Here is a 16,648-nt window from a genome sequence, read left to right as displayed (position 1 = left end):
GTCTGTTCGCCCTGGCGGGCTTGCGGTACATCTGTGCCTTGCGCGTTTCTAGCGAGGTGTCTGCATGTATATCCCCAAGGCGTTTGCCGTCAGCGAGCTGGCCGAACTGCACGGCTTGATCGAGCACAGTGGCGTGGCCACCCTGGTCAGCCAGGGTGAGCATGGCCTGCAGGCCAGTCATCTGCCGCTGCTGCTGGCGCCGGGCGAGGGCGAGTTCGGCACCCTGTACGGCCACTTCGCCCGGGCCAACCCGCAGTGGCGGGCCCTGGCCGACGGCGCCGAGGTGCTGGTGGTGTTCCAGGGTGCCGAGGCCTATGTCAGCCCGAGCTTCTACCCGGCCAAGGCCGAGCACGGCAAGGTGGTGCCGACCTGGAACTACCAGGCGGTGCACGCCCATGGCCGCGCCGAGGTGTTCGACCAGCGCGAGCGCCTGCTGGCGCTGGTCAGCGCGCTGAGCGACAAGCACGAACAGCGCCGCGCACGGCCGTGGGCGGTGAGCGATGCGCCGAGCGAGTATATCGACAGCATGCTGCGCGCCATCGTCGGCTTCGCCCTGCCGATCAGCCGCATCGAGGGCAGCTTCAAGCTCAGCCAGAACAAGAGCGCCGCCGATTTCGCCGGGGTGCGCGACGGGTTGGCCGCGTCGCCGCGGGAAAGCGAGCGGCGGTTGGCCGGCTGTATGGAGCGCCTGCCCTGAGCGGGCGGAGCCAAAGCACGGGGTGACTCGCATGTGGGAGCGGCTTTAGCCGCGATGCCTTTTTCCTGCAGAGCATCGCGGCTAAAGCCGCTCCCACAAAAGCCGGGGGGTTACCTGAGCAGCCAGCGCAGCGGGCCACGGCGCAACTGGCGGCGCAGCAGGGCGCGCAATTCGGCCTCGCCCTCCGCGGAGTGGCGCAGCCAGTGCACGAAGGTGCGCAGGTAGGCGGCGGTCAGCAGGCTCTCCTCGGCGATGCGCGAGAGATGCAGGTTCTCCCGCAGTGCGGCCTCGCGCCACCACTGCACGGTACGGCTGATGCGCAGCAGGCCGCCGAGCTGCAGGTGGATGTGCCCCGGTTCCAGCTTGTACAGCAGCATCTGCCCGGTCACCCCACGGTGCGTGGCGAGGCTGGCCAGCCAGGCCACCAGCAGTTCCTCCAGGCGCTTCTCCGCGCTCAGGCCGGGCAGGTCGGCAGCTTTGGCGCGGGCCAGCAGGGCCTGGTCGGCGCGGTCGAACCAGGCTTCGACCAGCTCGTCCTTCTGTCGGTAGTGGCGGGCGATGGCGGCCAGGTCGCTGTCCAGCTCGGCGGCGACCTCATGCAGGTGCAGGCGCTCCCAGCCGCAGCGGTCGGCCAGGTGCAGGGCGCAGTCGAGAATCTGTGCGGCGGACGGGTTCGAGCGGGGCATGGGATGCACCTCCGCTCACCAGTATGGCGAGGCCGCTGGAACGGGCGCAGGAAGCTGACCGGCGGAACGGTGCTTCTGTAGGGTGCGCCGTGCGCACCTGGGAGATGCGCGGGGTTCGCGGTGCGCAGGGCGCACCCTACGGCAGAGCTGTTACAGCGCCTCCAGCTTGGCGTAGCCGAGCATCAGCCACTTGCTGCCCTCGGCCTCGAAGTTGACCTGCACCCGCGCCTGGGCGCCGCTGCCCTCGAAGTTGAGGATCACCCCGTCGCCGAACAGCGCGTGGCGCACGTGCTGGCCGAGGCGAAAGCCGGTATCCGGGACTTCGGCGTTGGCGAACATGCTCATGCTGCTGGTGCTGCCGCTACTCGAACTGCCGCTGCCGTAAGGGCGGCTGACGCTGTTGGACAGGCGCACTTCCTGGATCAGCGCCGGTGGAATCTCGCGGACGAAGCGCGACACCTTGTTGTAGGTCTCGCTGCCGTACAGGCGGCGGGTCTCGGCGTAGGTCAGCACCAGGTGCTGCATGGCGCGGGTCACGCCGACATAGGCCAGGCGGCGTTCCTCCTCCAGGCGGCCGGGTTCTTCCAGGCTCATCTTGTGCGGGAACAGGCCTTCTTCCATGCCGACCAGGAACACCATGGGGAATTCCAGGCCCTTGGCGCTGTGCAGGGTCATCAGCTGGATGCTTTCTTCGTGCTCGTCGGCCTGGGTGTCGCCGGCTTCCAGGGAGGCGTGGGTGAGGAAGGCCGCCAGCGGACTCATTTCCTCTTCCTCGTTATTCTCGAAGTTGCGCGCGGCGCTGACCAGTTCCTCGAGGTTTTCCACCCGCGCCTGGGCCTTCTCGCCTTTCTCGGCCTGGTGCCAGGCGATCAGCCCGCTCTGCTCGATGACCGTCTGCGCCATCAGGTGCAGCGGCATGTCCAGGGTCTTGGCGGCGAGGTTTTCGATCAGCTCGACGAAGGCGGCCAGGGCGCCGGCGGCGCGGCCGGGCAGGGCCTTGTTGGCGATCAGCTGCTGCATCGCCGCCCACATCGACAGCTCGCTGTGGCGCGCGTGTTCGCGGATCGCCTCGATGGTCTTCTCGCCGACGCCGCGGGTCGGCACGTTGATCACCCGCTCCAGGGCGGCATCGTTGTGCCGGCCGTCGAGCAGGCGCAGGTAGGCCACCGCGTTCTTGATCTCGGCGCGCTCGAAGAAGCGCTGGCCGCCATAGATGCGATACGGGATTTTTTCCCGCAGCAGGGCCTCTTCCAGCACCCGCGACTGGGCGTTGGAGCGGTACAGGATGGCGATTTCGCTGCGGCTGAGGCCGGTCTTCAATGCCCGCTCGATGCTCTCGACCACGTAGCGCGCTTCGTCGTGCTCGTTGAAGGCGGCGTACAGGCACAGCGGCTCGCCGTCGTCGCCGTCGGTCCACAGTTCCTTGCCCAGCCGGCCGTTGTTGTTGGCGATCAGCGCGTTGGCGGCCTTGAGGATGCCGGCGGTGGAGCGGTAGTTCTGCTCCAGGCGGATCATCTGCGCGTCGGGGAAGTCGCTGCTGTACTGCTGGATGTTCTCGATCTTGGCGCCGCGCCAGCCGTAGATCGACTGGTCGTCGTCGCCCACCACCATCAGGCTCTCGCCGCCCTTGGCGAGGAAGCGCAGCCAGGCGTACTGCACGGCGTTGGTGTCCTGGAACTCGTCGACCAGGATGTGCTTGAAGCGCTGCTGGTAGTGCGCCAGCAGGCCCGGGTTGTCGCGCCACAGGTCGAGGGCGCGCAGCAGCAGCTCGGCGAAGTCGATCACCCCGGTGCGCGCGCAGGCCGCTTCGTAGGCCTCGTAGATCTTCAGCATGGTGGCGAGGAACAGATCGCCGCCGGCCTGGATGTTCTTCGGCCGCAGGCCTTCGTCCTTCTGGCCGTTGATGAACCACTGCGCCTGCTTGGCCGGCCAGCGCTGCTCATCCAGGCCCAGCTCGCGGATCACCCGCTTGACCAGGCGCTGCTGGTCGTCGGAGTCGAGGATCTGGAAGTTTTCTGCCAGCCCGGCTTCCTGCCAGTGGGCGCGCAGGATGCGGTGGGCCAGGCCGTGGAAGGTGCCGACCCACATGCCGTTGGGGTTGAGGCCGAGCATCTGCTCGATGCGCTGGCGCATCTCGGCCGCGGCCTTGTTGGTGAAGGTCACCGACAGGATGCTGTAGGGAGAGGCGCCCACGATCTGGATCAGCCAGGCGATGCGGTGCACCAGCACGCGGGTCTTGCCGGAGCCGGCGCCGGCCAGCACCAGCTGGCGGCCGAGCGGGGCGGCCACGGCCTGGCACTGCGCATCGTTGAGGGAAGCGAGGAGAAGTTCTGGGTCGAGACGGGCGGGATCATTGTGCATCGCGGCATTCTACGGGCCGGGGCAGGGGGCGGCAAACCGTGACCGAATTGAACCGATCAGTCAGTGAACAGCTGTGCGCCATTTGTCGGTGCGCGCTTCTGCCAAGCCCGCAAAAGGCTTTGGCAGACGCTCTAGCTCGGGTATGCTCGGGAAAAGTCGGGCAAACCATTACAAGAAAATCGCCTATGACCACCCCCGTAACAGGATCGACGGCATCCCTGTCGTTCGATGATGCGCGCGCCATTCGCCAGCAGTTCGCCAGTGAAATAGCGGCCGAACAGACGCGCCTGCTCTATCAGGGCTCCCAGGTGCCCACCCTGTTCATGCTGCTCAACGCGCTGGTCTGTGCCGGCCTGCTGTGGGGCGGCGAGCAGAGCCTGCTGCTGGCCGGCTGGCTGGTCTGGGTGGTGCTGCTGGCGGTGTTGCGCCTGATCCAGATGGCCTCCTTCAATAACGCCGCGCCTGCGCGCCAGGCCAGCCCGCAGTGGCGGCAGATGTTCCTGCTCGGTGCCGGGCTGTCCGGCCTGACCCTGGCGTTTGCCGCGGTGGTGCTGGTGCCGGGCGACCGCTTCCTGCTGCAGGCGCTGGTCTACGGCCTGATCGCCGCGGCCATCCTGTTCGCCAGCGTCGCCTATGCCGTCAGCCGATCGGCCTTCCTGGTCTTCGCCCTGCCGTGCCTGCTGCCGTTCATCGCCTACACCCTGCTGAGTGCGCAACCGAGGCTGCAGGCCTGGGGCGCGCTGGGCCTGCTGTTGTTGCTGAGCCTGTGCGTGGTGGCCTGGCAGGTCAATCGCCTGGTCCAGCGCAGCCTGCTGCAGCGCTTCCAGAACCAGGCCCTGATCAGCGGCCTGGAACAGGCGCGGGAAAGCGCCGAGGGGCTCAACCAGGAGCTGGCCCGCGAAGTGGAGCAGCGCCGCCGCGCCGAGCGCGAGCTGCGCCAGGCCCATGGCGAGCTGGAAATCCGCGTGGCCCAGCGCACCCTGGAGCTGGACGATGCCAGCCATGCCCTGGGCAAGAGCGAGGCGCGCCTGGCCCTGGCCCTGGAGGCCAGCGAGCTGGGCCTGTGGGACTGGGACCTGCAGACCGACCAGGTGCACCACAGCCACCTGGAAAGCATCTTCGGCATCAGCCAGGAGCAGGTGAAGGGCGTGCTCAGCCACCTCAAGCCGCGCCTGCATCCGGACGACCTGCCGCTGCTGCGCCGCGCCCTGGTCGAGCACCTCAAGGGCCGCACCGACGGTTACTGCGTGGAATACCGCGTGCGCCACGCCGACGGCCGCTGGCGCTGGGTCGAGGACCGCGGCCGGGCGGTGGAGCGCGACGCGCAGGGCCAGGTGCTGCGCATGCTCGGCACCCGCCGCGACATAACCGGGCGCCGCCAGCGCGACGAGCAGCAGCGCCTGGCCGCCACGGTGTTCGAGGCGACCAGCGAGGGCATCGTCATCCTCGATGCCGACTACCTGCTGCTGTCGGTCAACCAGGCGTTCAGCCAGGTCACCGGCTACCGCAAGGACGAGGTGCTCGGGCGCAGCGTGGCGACCCTGATCAGCAGCCGCGACGCGCGCCGCCAGTACCAGCTGATCCGCCAGGAGCTGGAGCTGCACGGCTGCTGGCGCGGCGAGCTGATCGAGACGCGCAAGAATGGCGAGTTGTACCCGCAGTGGCTGCAGCTCAACGTGGTGCGCGACGCGCGCGGCCAGGTCAGCCATATCGTCGGCTTCTTCTCCGACCTGTCGGCGCGCCGGCAGACCGAGGAGCGCCTGCGCTACCTGTCGCATTACGACGAGCTGACCGGCCTGGCCAACCGCACGCTGTTTCGCGAGCGCCTGCACGAGGCCGGCGAGTGCGCGCGGCAGAGCGGGCGCAGCCTGGCCATGCTGCATATCGACCTGGACCGCTTCAAGCTGCTCAACGACAGCCTCGGCCATGAGGTGGCCGACCAGCTGCTGCGGCAGATGGCGCGGCGCCTGACCCAGGCCGCGTCGGAGGCCAACACCATCGCGCGGCTGTCCGGCGACGAATTCGCCATCCTGCTCGACGATTTCGGCAGCCTGTCGACCCTGGCGCGCACCGCCAGCCGCCTGCTCAGCAAGTTGCGCACGCCGATGGATGTCGGCGGCCACGAGCTGGTGCTCAGCGCCTCCATCGGCATCAGCCTGCTGCCGGACAACGCGCGGGAAATCTCCGCGCTGATCAGCCAGGCCAACATGGCCGTGCAGCATGCCAAGCACCTGGGCGGCAACACCTTCCAGTTCTACACCGACAACCTGCAGGCCTGCACCCTGGAGCGCCTGCAACTGGAGAACCAGCTGCGCAAGGCGATCAGCGACGGCCAGCTGGAGGTGTTCTACCAGCCCAAGCTGTGCCTGGCCGACGACAGCCTGAATGCCGCCGAGGCGCTGGTGCGCTGGCGCCACCCGGAGCTGGGCCTGGTGCCGCCGAGCGACTTCATTCCGCTGGCCGAGGAGACCGGGTTGATCGCGCCGATCGGCGAGTTCGTCCTGCGCCAGGCCTGCCTGCAGGCCCGTGAGTGGCAGCGCCAGGGGCTGGCTGACCTGCGCGTGTCGGTCAACCTGTCGGTGCATCAGCTGCGCCAGGGCAACCTGGTCGGCCTGGTGCATCAGGTGCTGGACGAGACCGGCCTGCCGCCGCGCCTGCTGGAGCTGGAGCTGACCGAGAGCCACCTGCTGGACAACGTCGAGAACGTCATCACCACCTTCCAGCAGCTGCGTGATTTCGGCGTCAAGCTGGCGATCGACGACTTCGGCACCGGCTATTCCTCGCTCAGCTACCTCAAGCGCTTCCCGGTGGACTACGTGAAGATCGACCAGACCTTCGTCCGTGACCTGTCGATCGGTGGCGAGGATGCGGCGATCACCCGGGCGATCATCGCCATGGCCCACGGCCTGGAGCTCAAGGTGGTCGCCGAGGGCGTGGAAACCCAGGCGCAGATGGATTTCCTCAAGGCCCAGCGCTGCGACGAGATCCAGGGCTTCCTGATCAGCCCGCCGCTGCCGGCCGAGCAGTTCGCCGAGCTGCTGCGCGCCCATGCGGCGATCTGCTGAACCGGGTCAGTTGTCCCAGCGCTCCTCGCTGTAGGAGAACACCGGCAGCGACCAGGACCAGCGGATCGCCGCCAGGCGCACGCTGAGGCCGAAGACGAAGGATGCCAGCAGGTTGAGGTCCTCGGCCACGCCGAGGTGGCGCAGGCCCAGGTAGAGCAGGGCGACCAGCAGCGAGACGCTGGCGTACAGCTCCTTGCGCAGCACCATCGGCGTGCGGTTGCACAGGATGTCGCGCAGGATGCCGCCGAAGATGCCGGTGATGATCCCGGCCATCACCACCACCGGCAGCGAATAACCCAGGCGCAGGGCGACGTTGCAGCCGATCACCGTGAAGGCGATCAGGCCCATGGCGTCGAGCAGCAGGAACAGCCGGTGCAGGTGATGCATGAAGCGCGCGACCAGCATGGTCGACAGGCCGGCGCATACGGTCAGGTAGATGTAGGCGGGGTGTTGCGTCCAGCTCACCGGGAAGTTGCCGAGCAGCATGTCGCGCACGGTGCCGCCGCCCAGGGCGGTGATGAAGGCGATCAGGCTGACGCCGAACAGGTCCATGTTGCGGCGCCCGGCGGCGAGCGCTCCGGACATGGCTTCGGCGGTAATGGCAATCAGATAGGCATAGGTCAGCACACAGAATTCCTGCGTCAGGCGCCTCTCCCCCTGTCCTGTGTACCTGAGAGTTTGTGCGGCGCCGGGCCGCTTGCCCCTTCGGTGGGTTGCCTGGGCAACCGCTCTCCAGTCGGCTGGTATGGAATCCGCAGTTCTGAGCCTGAGCGATTATGGGAGTTTGCGCCTTCGGCGGAGGGCCCGGGGCCCCCACTCTCCTGCGGGGCGCGGATTATAGGGGCTGCGCCGGCGCTTGTCCCCTCAGACCTTTGGCCAGCCATGCCGTCCGCGCGGGAGCGGCTTCAGCCGCGAACCGCCCCGGCTCAGTCGAGATGGCGCATCAGCAGGGCATAGCGCGGGTCGATCTGCGCCGGCAGCGGCAGGTAGAGGATGTGGCCGTCGCCGGGCGCCACGCCCACCGCCTCGCCATTGGCTTTCTCCAGGCTCTCCAGGGTGAAGCCGAAGTTGCCCCGAGGGGTCATCAGCTCCAGGCGGTCGCCGACGGCGAAGCGGTTCTTCACCTTGACCTCGGCCAGCGTGCCGCGGCGCTCGCCGGTCAGCTCGCCGACGAACTGCTGGCGCTCGGAGAACGAGTTGCCGCGCTGGTAGTTCTGGTACTCGTCATGCACGTGGCGGCGCAGGAAGCCCTCGGTGTAGCCGCGATTGGCCAGCGACTCCAGGTCGTCCATCAGGCTGCGGTCGAATGGCCGCCCGGCCACGGCGTCGTCGATCGCCTGGCGATACACCTGGGCGGTGCGCGCCACGTAGTAGTGGCTCTTGGTGCGGCCCTCGATCTTCAGCGAATGCACGCCCAGCTGCACCAGGCGCTCGACGTGCTGCACGGCGCGCAGGTCCTTGGAGTTCATGATGTAGGTGCCGTGCTCGTCCTCGAAGGCCTCCATCAGCTCGCCGGGTCGGCTGCTGTCTTCCAGCAGGAACACTTGTTCGGTACTCGGCCCGGCACCGAGGGTCGGCGCCGCCTGGGCGCCGCAGCTGCGCACGATCTCGCCCAGCTCGTTCTGCTCGCCCTCGTGGGCCTGGTACTGCCAGCGGCAGGCATTGGTGCAACTGCCCTGGTTGGGGTCGCGCCTGTTGATGTAGCCGGACAGCAGGCAGCGCCCGGAATAGGCCATGCACAGGGCGCCGTGGACGAACACTTCCAGCTCCATGCCGGGCACCTGCTGGCGGATCTCGCCGATCTCCTCCAGCGACAGCTCGCGCGACAGGATCACCCGCGAGAGCCCCTGGCGGCGCCAGAACTCCACACTGGCCCAGTTCACCGCGTTGGCCTGCACCGACAGGTGGATCGGCATCTGCGGGAAATGTTCGCGCGCCAGCATGATCAGCCCCGGATCGGACATGATCAGCGCATCCGGCCCCATCGCCACCACCGGCTCGAGATCCTTGAGGAAGGTCTTCAGCTTGGCGTTGTGCGGCGCGATATTGACCACCACGTAGAACTGCTTGCCCTGGGCGTGGGCCTCGTTGATGCCGATGGCCAGGTTGGCGTGGTCGAACTCGTTGTTGCGCACGCGCAGGCTGTAGCGCGGCTGGCCGGCATACACCGCATCGGCGCCATAGGCGAAGGCATAGCGCATGGCCTTGAGGGTGCCGGCGGGGCAGAGCAGTTCGGGGGCGTGGAGCGGGATCATGGCGGCGCTTGCGTCGAAAACGGGGCGCAGATGATGCCCGACGCCGCTGGGCTGGATCTTGATCCAGGGCAGTTTTCAGCGTGACGGCGAGCGCACCAGCCAGAGCGCCCCGAGCACCAGGGCCAAACCCAGCAGCACCTTGGCGAGGAAGAACAGCCCGCCGACAGCACCACCGACCTGCCCGCCGCCGGTAACGGCGCCCGCTACGCCGGCACCGCCCAGCAGGAAGCACAGGGCTGAGAGGGCCAATGCCACCAGTGTTGCGATGAGAAGGGGGCTTTTCATGGGTTCCATTCCTTGGAGGGTTTGAGGGGGATCAAAGTGCGAAGCGGCGATCCGGGTGCTCGGCATCGAGGCCCTGTTCAGGGTGAGGAGGCAGAGGGTGCTCCTTGGCCAGATCGGGGAAGCGCAGATCCGGGTTGTCGCGTACTTGTGCATAGAGCCTTTCGTAGAACTCGTGCAGTTCATTGTTGGCTTTGTAGCCAAGGGTGAAGCCCGGAGAACTGTCTGGGTTGAACGCGCTGCTCAATGTGCTGATCGCGGAGGTGTCACCGAATGACGCTGCACGCTGGTAGTAGAACAAAGCGCGTGGTTTGTTATCTCTAGCGATCTTGTAGAAGGCGGCGGTCTCGATCAACGCTTCTGGGTTGTTTTGAGCTCCCGCACAGCGGAAATACGTCTCAGCCACCTGATAATCCTGTTTTTCACGAGGCAATGAAAAAGCGAAGTAGTTGCCAAGTGCCGCTTGGGCCTGCGGACTGCCCAACTGCGCTGCCTGGAACATATAGGAACTGGCCATGCGTTCGTCGCGCAGCATGCCTTTACCGCGTTCGGCAGCGACGGCCCAGTTGTAGTAGCCCAGCGGCACTTTGAGTTCGACCATGCGTTCGTAGAGGTCGAGCATTTTCTGGGTGTCTTTCTCCACCCCGGGGCGGCCTGGCCAGCCGGTACGGTAGAGGCGCGCCAGGTTGTGCATGGCCTTCCAGTGATTCTTGGCGCTGGCTTTGTCATAGAGCTCGACGACGCGGGGCCAGTCGTGCAGCTCTTTTTCGAGGCTTCTGGCTTCCTGAAACCAGGCATCGGCTTCTGCATCCAGCGGCGGGTTATGGTCTTTCTCGTGGGTACAGGTGAATGCCGGATAAGCCATGGCAGGCACTCCACCCAGAGACAGTAAAAGAAAGGAAAGGCCTCGTATCAGGGCCTTAATCGGCGGCAGTTGCATAGGGCGTCCCAACATCCCAGAAACGGGTCAAAGCGCGAAGCGGCGATCCGGATGTTCGGCATCAAGACCTTGCTCAGGATGAGGAGGCAGAGGGTGCTCCTTGGCCAGCTTGGGGAAGCGCAGCTCCGGGTTATCGCGTACTTGATACATGTGCGCCTTGTAGAGCTCGGCGAGCTGCTTGTCGGGTTTGTAGCCCAATGTGAAGCCCGGTTCAGACTCTGGATCGAACACCCAGTTTAGGCGCATGAATCCTTCGGGGCTTCCCAGAGAGGCAGCGCGTTGGTAGTAGAACAATGCGCGTGGATAATTTGCTTTCGCCGTGTTGTAGAAAGCAGCTGCCTCCAGGAGTGCCGCCGTATTGTCTTGGGCGCCCGCACATTGGAAATACTGCTCAGCCATCGGATCGTCCTGTTTCTCCCGCGGCAGAGAAAAGGCGAAGTAATTACCTAGTGCGACCTGAGCCTGCGGACTGCCCAGCTGCGCTGCCTGGAACATATAGGAACTGGCCATGCGTTCGTCGCGCAGCATGCCTTTACCGCGTTCGGCTGCGACGGCCCAGTTGTAGTAGCCGAGCGGTACTTTGAGTTCAACCATCCGCTCATAGAGGTCGAGCATTTTTTGAGTGTCCTTCTTCACCCCGGGTCGGCCCGGCCAGCCGGTGCGGTATAGACGAGCCAGGTTGTGCATGGCCTTCCAGTGATCCTTGGCAATGGCCTTTTCATAGAGCTCGACGACGCGAGGCCAGTCGCGCAGCTCTTTTTCAAGGCTCCTGGCTTCCTGAAACCAGGTGTCGGCTTCGGCATCCAGTGGGGGGTTATGGTCCTTTTCGTAGGCACAGGTAAATGTGGGATAGGCCATGGCCGGTACTCCATGTATGGCAACAAGGATGAAGAAAAAAGTCGTTAGCGTTCTAGTCAGCCGCAGTCGCATAGGGCGTCTCCACATCCCAGAAGCGGGTTAAATGAGCCATAAGAGGTATGCGTCGGTTTTTATTTCTCCAGTTCTCATTCATTACTTCGGTCCATATCGAGAAGTTCGTGGCGGCGTCACAGTGACCGGAAGGGTCATCGGGCGTTTTCTTCGCATGCAGCCTCCAAAGCTCTTCGCGAAAATGCCTGGCCAGCTTGGGATCAGGCGAGCACACGCCAAGTTCCGAGTCGGTATGCATGCTGCGGGCATTGATATTGGCGGAGCTGACCAGGCTGAATACGTCGTCCACCACCAGTAGCTTGGAGTGGATATAGATATCGCGAAAGCGTACCTGCTGGCCTTGCGGCAATCGGCTTCCCGGCTCCGGTGAGCAGGCGGTAAGAGTACCGATGACGACTTTCAGACCCGGAAGCTCCTCGAGCTCATAGGGTTTGGCATCCTCGTCTTCGCCCTCTTTCGGTTTGGCCAGTTCGGGGATGTCGGTTTCTTTCAATCCGCCCAGACGCTCCTCCACTTCGGGAGTGATGCCCTGGGCTTCCAGCTCGGCGATCTCGCGCTCCAATTGAGGAATACGCGCCTGTTCATCGGAGCGGCCGCTGGTGTCGGCTTTGATGGCGGCCAGGCGCCGGCGTTTGCGTATCAGTTTTTCGGCCAGGTCGCGCTGGGCCTGGGGCATCAGCTGCTCCTGACCGAGTTCCTGCATCATGCTGTAGGTGGAGCTGGAGTAGAAACCGCCGTTGGGGTTGTTGGTGGTCACGAACAGGTAGAGGTCATCCTTGCGTCCGCGCTCCTTGTAGGCGGCTGCCAGCGTGCGCAACTGCTGGGCGAACTCTGGATAGCGGAAGTACTGGTTTTCCATGTAGATGTAGTTGCGCGCGTTGCCGATGGCCTTGTGATAGGCCTCGAGAATCGAAGTCTCGTCATTCTCTTGCGGCTGGGTGCGGATGACCTGCGCAATGTTTGAACCATGCGGTGTGAACACATCTGGGAGGATGGCCTTGCGCTGCTCCTTGAGGCCGTCGGTGAACCAGCGTTTGATCCAGAAGGTTTCCCTGTCCCAGGCACTGCTGAAGTTGTCGTTCAGATCATGCAGCAACGGCCCGCGAACTTTTGTGGAAATGTCCTGCCAGGGGCCGAAGCCGGGAGTGCGTCGAGCTGCACGGTCGTCGAACAGGTGGGCACTGGTATCCCAGTAGTTGCGGTGCATGTTGTGGCCCATGACGAAACCGACAGCGGTGGCCGGGTCTTCGTAGTCCACCAGCACCATCTTCTGGTGGTGGCTGGCGAAGAAGGTCAGGGCCAGGATCTGCTTGTAGTTGAGATCGGGGGCTTCACCCGACAGCAGGCGGGTGAGGATGCTGAAGCGGTCCGACTCCAGGCGAAAGGTGTCGCCGCCGAAGATCGGCATCAGGCCTTTGACGAAGCTGAAGTCGCGGGTGCGGAATTCGACGTTCTGCATCCAGCCTTTGTGCACGCGGCGGAACCAGTTGCGGGTGAATTCCTGGTCCTGCGGGTCGAGTTTGGGGCCGCCTGAGCCGGACATGCCGCCATAGCCGGTGGTGGCATCGGTAACTTCTTCGATGCGTTTGTCGATGGCCCGGTTTTCTCCTTCCAGCTGCGCAATGCGCCCCTGGGTATCGCGCTCCATGGCGGAGTCGTAGCTGGGCAGCTCACCCCGTAGGCGGCGTTGCCGAGAGCTCTCCAGCGTTGCCTGGAGGCGTTCGATGGTGGCCTGGTTGTGCTGGCGCTGCATCTGCAGTCGGGTTATTTCCTCCGGTTGCTTGGCCGGCCTTCCGGCTGTAACCCCAGAGCCGGCGGCAGTACCTCCCGAGCCCATCAGGCCATCACCGATTACGGTGTTTTCCATGATGTTGGCCAGCGGGTTCTTCCAGATCAGCACCCGGCTTTTGACGCCAAAGCGTCCGCGCAGATCCAACAGTTCGCCGATGCGATCACCTTCAGGTCTGAAGCGCATGGCCGGGTCGAAGCCCCAGCAAATGATCTCGACACTCTTCTGGGCGCACTGGATGGCGTCATGCACCGCGCCGAAGGCGGCCTCGCCATTGATCAATGGCGTGATCTCGATGCCGGCGCGTGGCGGGTAGAGTGCCTTGCGCGCGAACCAGTCCATGGTCGTGTTGCCGTCTTTGTACTGCTTGATATTGAGCTTCAGGGCCTGAGAGCTGTAGTCCGTGGTCATGTTGCTTCCTTGCGTGCACTCACGCCTTGGTTTCGCCCGTGGGGTTCCAGGAGGCGAGGCGATAGTCTTCTGCCGATTGCAGCGGCTGCAGTTGTTCGACTTGGGCCTGATAGTCGCGGTAGCCGCGGCGGGCCAGGTTTTCTGCCAGCGGTACGGCGGTCTCTTCCGGCTCTTCACTGACATCGACGTCAAAGCGATGGCCGTTGACCAGTTCGACCGAGTACTGGCGAGTACCGGGAAGGTGGTCGAAGACCAGCAGGCCGTCCTTGCCGGTCAGTCCTTCCTGGATCTGTCGCCCATCGGCATACAGGGTATAGGGCTCGTCCTTGTAGCCCCGGTGTCCCGGCAGCGGGCTGATCAGCAGGCTCAGTTTGTGGATGACGTCCGGGGCGGGTTGCGAGAGCGCCTGCTTGAGAAGCTGGCCGGCCTTGTCGGCTGCCGCTGGCAGCGGAATCATCGGCAGCATGCTGGTGTTGCCGCTGCCCGCCCCCGGGGAACCCCCGGAGTTGATCTTCACCGTCGCGCCGCTGAGGGTGATGCCGCCGGCATCCAGCTTGACGAAGCTGCCGCCGGCCTTGAGGGTCAGTTCGCTGCCGGCTTCGAGGACGATCTTCAGGCCAGCGTTGAGGTGGATTTCGGTGCCGGCTTCGACGAACTGGCCGGTGCCGATCTTCACGTGCTGGTTGTTGGCCACGGTGAGGTGGTCGTTGGCGCGGATTTCCACCTTGCGGTCGGCGTGGGTGGTGCGGTGTTCCTCGGCTTTCAGCTCGGTGTAGCTGTTGGCTTCGACCGTGTCGTGGCGCTCGTGGCCGATGCGGATCTTCTGGTCGTTTTCGACGTTTTCGTCCCAGTCCTTCTGCGCGTGCAGGTAGATCTGTTCCTGGCCCTTGCGGTCTTCGATGCGCAGTTCGTTGTAGCCGCCGCCACCGGGCGAGCTGAGGGTCTTGAACACCGTGCGGGTCTTGTGTGCCGGCAGGTCGTAGGGCACCACGTGCTCGGCGTGGTACAGGCAGCCGGTGAGCAGGGGCTGGTCGGGGTCGCCTTCGAGGAAGGTGACCAGCACTTCCATGCCGACCCGCGGGATGGCGATGCCGCCGTAGCGGTCGCCGGCCCAGCTGCTGGAGACGCGCAGCCAGCAGCTGGTCTTGTCGTCGGCCTGGCCCTCGCGGTCCCAGTGGAACTGCACCTTGACCCGGCCGTACTGGTCGCAGTGGATTTCCTCGCCCTTGGGGCCGGTGACCACGGCGCTCTGGCTGCCGAGGATGCGTGGCTTGGGGTGGTTCAGCGGCGGGCGGTAGGGGATGTCCCAGGGGGTGGCGCTGAAGCGGTTGCGGTAGCCCTGCTGGAAGCTGTCGGCAGCCGGGCTGAGGGCGGCTCGGGCTTCGCCGAGAAAGTCGGTGACGGATTCCTCCAGCACCTGCGGCTGCTTGCCTTCGTGGTGGATTTCATTGAGCAGCCACAGCTGGTTCCAGTCGGCGCGCGGATGGGCGGTCAGTTCGAGGAAGTGGCCGCTGAGCAGCCGGGGCTGGTCGCTGCTGCCTTCGGCCAGCTGGTAGTCGCTGCGGTGGCGTTCCAGGGCGCGTTGGGACAGGTGTTTGCCGCGGCTGCGGTCGGTGAAGCGGCCGGGGTAGTCGTAGTCTTCCAGGTCCGGCTTGGCCTCGCCTTTATGCGCGGCCTCCAATTGCAGGCGTGGCTTCTCGAAGTCGTAGTCGCGGCGGGTGACGCGGCTGGTGCGGGTGGCCAGGCGCAGGCCGAAGCGCTTGATCACCGGCACGTCGGCGACCAGGCCGGAGTCCTGCTGGTAGGCCACCGGGGCCAGGCGCGGGAAGGCGGTCTGGTCGTCGGCGAAGACCAGTACATGGCCGTCTGGGCTGTGCTGGAAGTGGTAGTGGATGCCTTCCTCTTCGCACAGGCGCTGGACGAAGTGCAGGTCGCTCTCGTCGTACTGCACGCAGTAGTCGCGCTTGGGGTAGCTGGCGCCGAGCTGGAACTGGTAGGCGCCCTGCACGATGCCATGCTCCTGCAGAATGCTGGCGATGATCTCGGCCACGCTGAGCTGCTGGAAGATGCGCTGGTTCGTGCGGTGCGCCAGGTAGGCCAGCTGCGGGCGCAGGACCAGCTGGTAGCGGGTCAGGCGCTTGCCGGATTCGCCACGGCCCGCCTGGTGGATGTAGGCGTGGATGCCATTGCCCTGGCTGGACAGGGCGAGAAAGGCGCGCTGATGCAGCAGGCCTTCGAGGTCGAGGTCGGGCTGTTCGCTGACCAGTTCCAGGGTGAAGACGAAGGGCTGGCTGAGGGCCTCGAAGCCCTTGAATTCGAGCACCTGCAGGTCGTGCGCGACGCCTTCGATGCTCAGGCTGAAATGGGTCTGGTTGGCTGGGGCGAACATCCGTTGTTCCTTCTGCCGAAATGGCATCGGCCAGGAGACCTGGCCGATGCGGGTAGTGCGGTCTGCGTTCCTGCAGGCCTGTGCATTGTCCGGGATGCGCCACGGGCGTGCCGTGACGCGGGGGGCAAAATGCCCCTCTCCCCAGCCCTCTCCCATAAATGGGAGAGGGGACTCGGGCTTCACCCGAGCGGGGCACTGCCTTAGGCGGAGATCGGCGAACGCCAGTCGTCGGAGCCGGAAGTGCCGGAGACTTCGTGGGTCCAGACGATCTTGCGGTAGGTGAAGTAGACGTCTTCCAGGTGGGTGAAGTGGGCCATGCCTGGGTCCTGGCAGTTGGGCATGCGCGACTGCACGTCGACGATCACCGCGTCTTCCAGTTCGATGGTGTAGTAGTGCTCCTGGGTGCCGGTGGCGGAGGTGCGGTACCACTCGATGCGGCACTTGTTCAGGCGCTCGCCGGAGGTCAGCGAGTTGAAGATCAGCGGCGAGGACTTGTCGAACACCTTGGTGATCATCAGCGGCTTGTGCACGCGCTGGCCGGTCGGTTGGCCGGACTGTGGGTCACGCGGGATGATCACCTGGTGGTTGAAGGCCTGTACCAGCACCTGGTCTTCATGACCTTCCTGGAAAATGTTGCCGACCGAATCCTCGGTGAAGGTGCCAGCGGTGATCAGACCTTGTTTGGTGCCTTCGAGGGTCATATACGCGGGTGTTGGCATGAGTGCTCTCCTTGCCTGGGTCATGGACCTTGTCTGGTCCGGGAGCCAGGTTCAGTTCAAGAGCTGTGCCAGTAATAAAAAGTCATTCAAAAACAGATGGTTGCGTTTTCTCTATGGCGGAGGG

Annotated in this window: 12 protein-coding genes and 1 riboswitch; of the genes, 2 read left to right on the top strand and 10 right to left on the bottom strand. The window is 65.1% G+C overall.

Going from position 1 to position 16,648, the window contains the following annotated elements:
• Positions 1 to 64 precede the first annotated feature (64 nt).
• Positions 65 to 697, top strand: coding sequence for an FMN-binding negative transcriptional regulator (locus tag F3I62_RS01650; protein WP_160487951.1), 633 nt, complete (start codon positions 65 to 67; stop codon positions 695 to 697).
• Between the two features lie 110 nt (positions 698 to 807).
• Here the strand turns inward: F3I62_RS01650 and F3I62_RS01645 are convergent, their stop codons facing one another.
• Both F3I62_RS01645 and uvrD read right to left on the bottom strand, forming a co-directional pair.
• Entirely contained in the window at positions 808 to 1,383 is a 576-nt protein-coding gene (locus F3I62_RS01645; protein ID WP_160487950.1) for a TetR/AcrR family transcriptional regulator, read from the bottom strand.
• A 150-nt stretch (positions 1,384 to 1,533) separates the two neighbouring features.
• Entirely contained in the window at positions 1,534 to 3,744 is a 2,211-nt protein-coding gene (gene uvrD, locus F3I62_RS01640; RefSeq protein WP_160487949.1) for a DNA helicase II, read from the bottom strand.
• A 185-nt stretch (positions 3,745 to 3,929) separates the two neighbouring features.
• On the opposite strand from uvrD, the gene F3I62_RS01635 reads away from it, so the two are divergent.
• Positions 3,930 to 6,809, top strand: coding sequence for a bifunctional diguanylate cyclase/phosphodiesterase (locus tag F3I62_RS01635; RefSeq protein ID WP_160487948.1), 2,880 nt, complete (start codon positions 3,930 to 3,932; stop codon positions 6,807 to 6,809).
• A 6-nt stretch (positions 6,810 to 6,815) separates the two neighbouring features.
• On the opposite strand, the gene F3I62_RS01630 is transcribed toward F3I62_RS01635, so the two are convergent.
• From F3I62_RS01630 to F3I62_RS01595, 8 genes are all read right to left on the bottom strand, one after another.
• Entirely contained in the window at positions 6,816 to 7,436 is a 621-nt protein-coding gene (locus F3I62_RS01630) for a trimeric intracellular cation channel family protein (protein ID WP_160487947.1), read from the bottom strand.
• 118 nt (positions 7,437 to 7,554) lie between these two features.
• Positions 7,555 to 7,643, bottom strand: a riboswitch (glycine riboswitch).
• A 92-nt stretch (positions 7,644 to 7,735) separates the two neighbouring features.
• Complete coding sequence (gene yegQ / locus F3I62_RS01625; RefSeq protein ID WP_160487946.1) at positions 7,736 to 9,064, bottom strand: tRNA 5-hydroxyuridine modification protein YegQ; 1,329 nt, start codon at positions 9,062 to 9,064, stop codon at positions 7,736 to 7,738.
• 75 nt (positions 9,065 to 9,139) lie between these two features.
• Complete coding sequence (locus F3I62_RS01620) at positions 9,140 to 9,349, bottom strand: hypothetical protein (RefSeq protein ID WP_160487945.1); 210 nt, start codon at positions 9,347 to 9,349, stop codon at positions 9,140 to 9,142.
• A gap of 31 nt (positions 9,350 to 9,380) precedes the next feature.
• Positions 9,381 to 10,211, bottom strand: a complete 831-nt coding sequence (locus F3I62_RS01615; protein ID WP_160487944.1) for a tetratricopeptide repeat protein — start codon at positions 10,209 to 10,211, stop codon at positions 9,381 to 9,383.
• Positions 10,212 to 10,313: 102 nt separating this feature from the next.
• Complete coding sequence (locus tag F3I62_RS01610) at positions 10,314 to 11,144, bottom strand: tetratricopeptide repeat protein (protein ID WP_160487943.1); 831 nt, start codon at positions 11,142 to 11,144, stop codon at positions 10,314 to 10,316.
• A gap of 52 nt (positions 11,145 to 11,196) precedes the next feature.
• On the bottom strand, positions 11,197 to 13,416 hold the full coding sequence (locus tag F3I62_RS01605) for a phospholipase D-like domain-containing protein (RefSeq protein ID WP_160487942.1): 2,220 nt from the start codon (positions 13,414 to 13,416) through the stop codon (positions 11,197 to 11,199).
• A gap of 19 nt (positions 13,417 to 13,435) precedes the next feature.
• Positions 13,436 to 15,805: a type VI secretion system tip protein TssI/VgrG gene (gene tssI / locus F3I62_RS01600; RefSeq protein WP_160487941.1), complete on the bottom strand. Its 2,370-nt coding sequence runs from the start codon at positions 15,803 to 15,805 to the stop codon at positions 13,436 to 13,438.
• 200 nt (positions 15,806 to 16,005) lie between these two features.
• On the bottom strand, positions 16,006 to 16,524 hold the full coding sequence (locus F3I62_RS01595) for an Hcp family type VI secretion system effector (RefSeq protein ID WP_160077581.1): 519 nt from the start codon (positions 16,522 to 16,524) through the stop codon (positions 16,006 to 16,008).
• Positions 16,525 to 16,648: the final 124 nt, after the last annotated feature.

This window comes from Pseudomonas sp. R-28-1W-6 (assembly GCF_009799925.1).
In the GTDB taxonomy this organism is placed as follows: domain Bacteria; phylum Pseudomonadota; class Gammaproteobacteria; order Pseudomonadales; family Pseudomonadaceae; genus Aquipseudomonas.
Note: the sequence above shows the minus strand (reverse complement) of the source record. Positions and strands in the feature narration are given on the sequence as shown.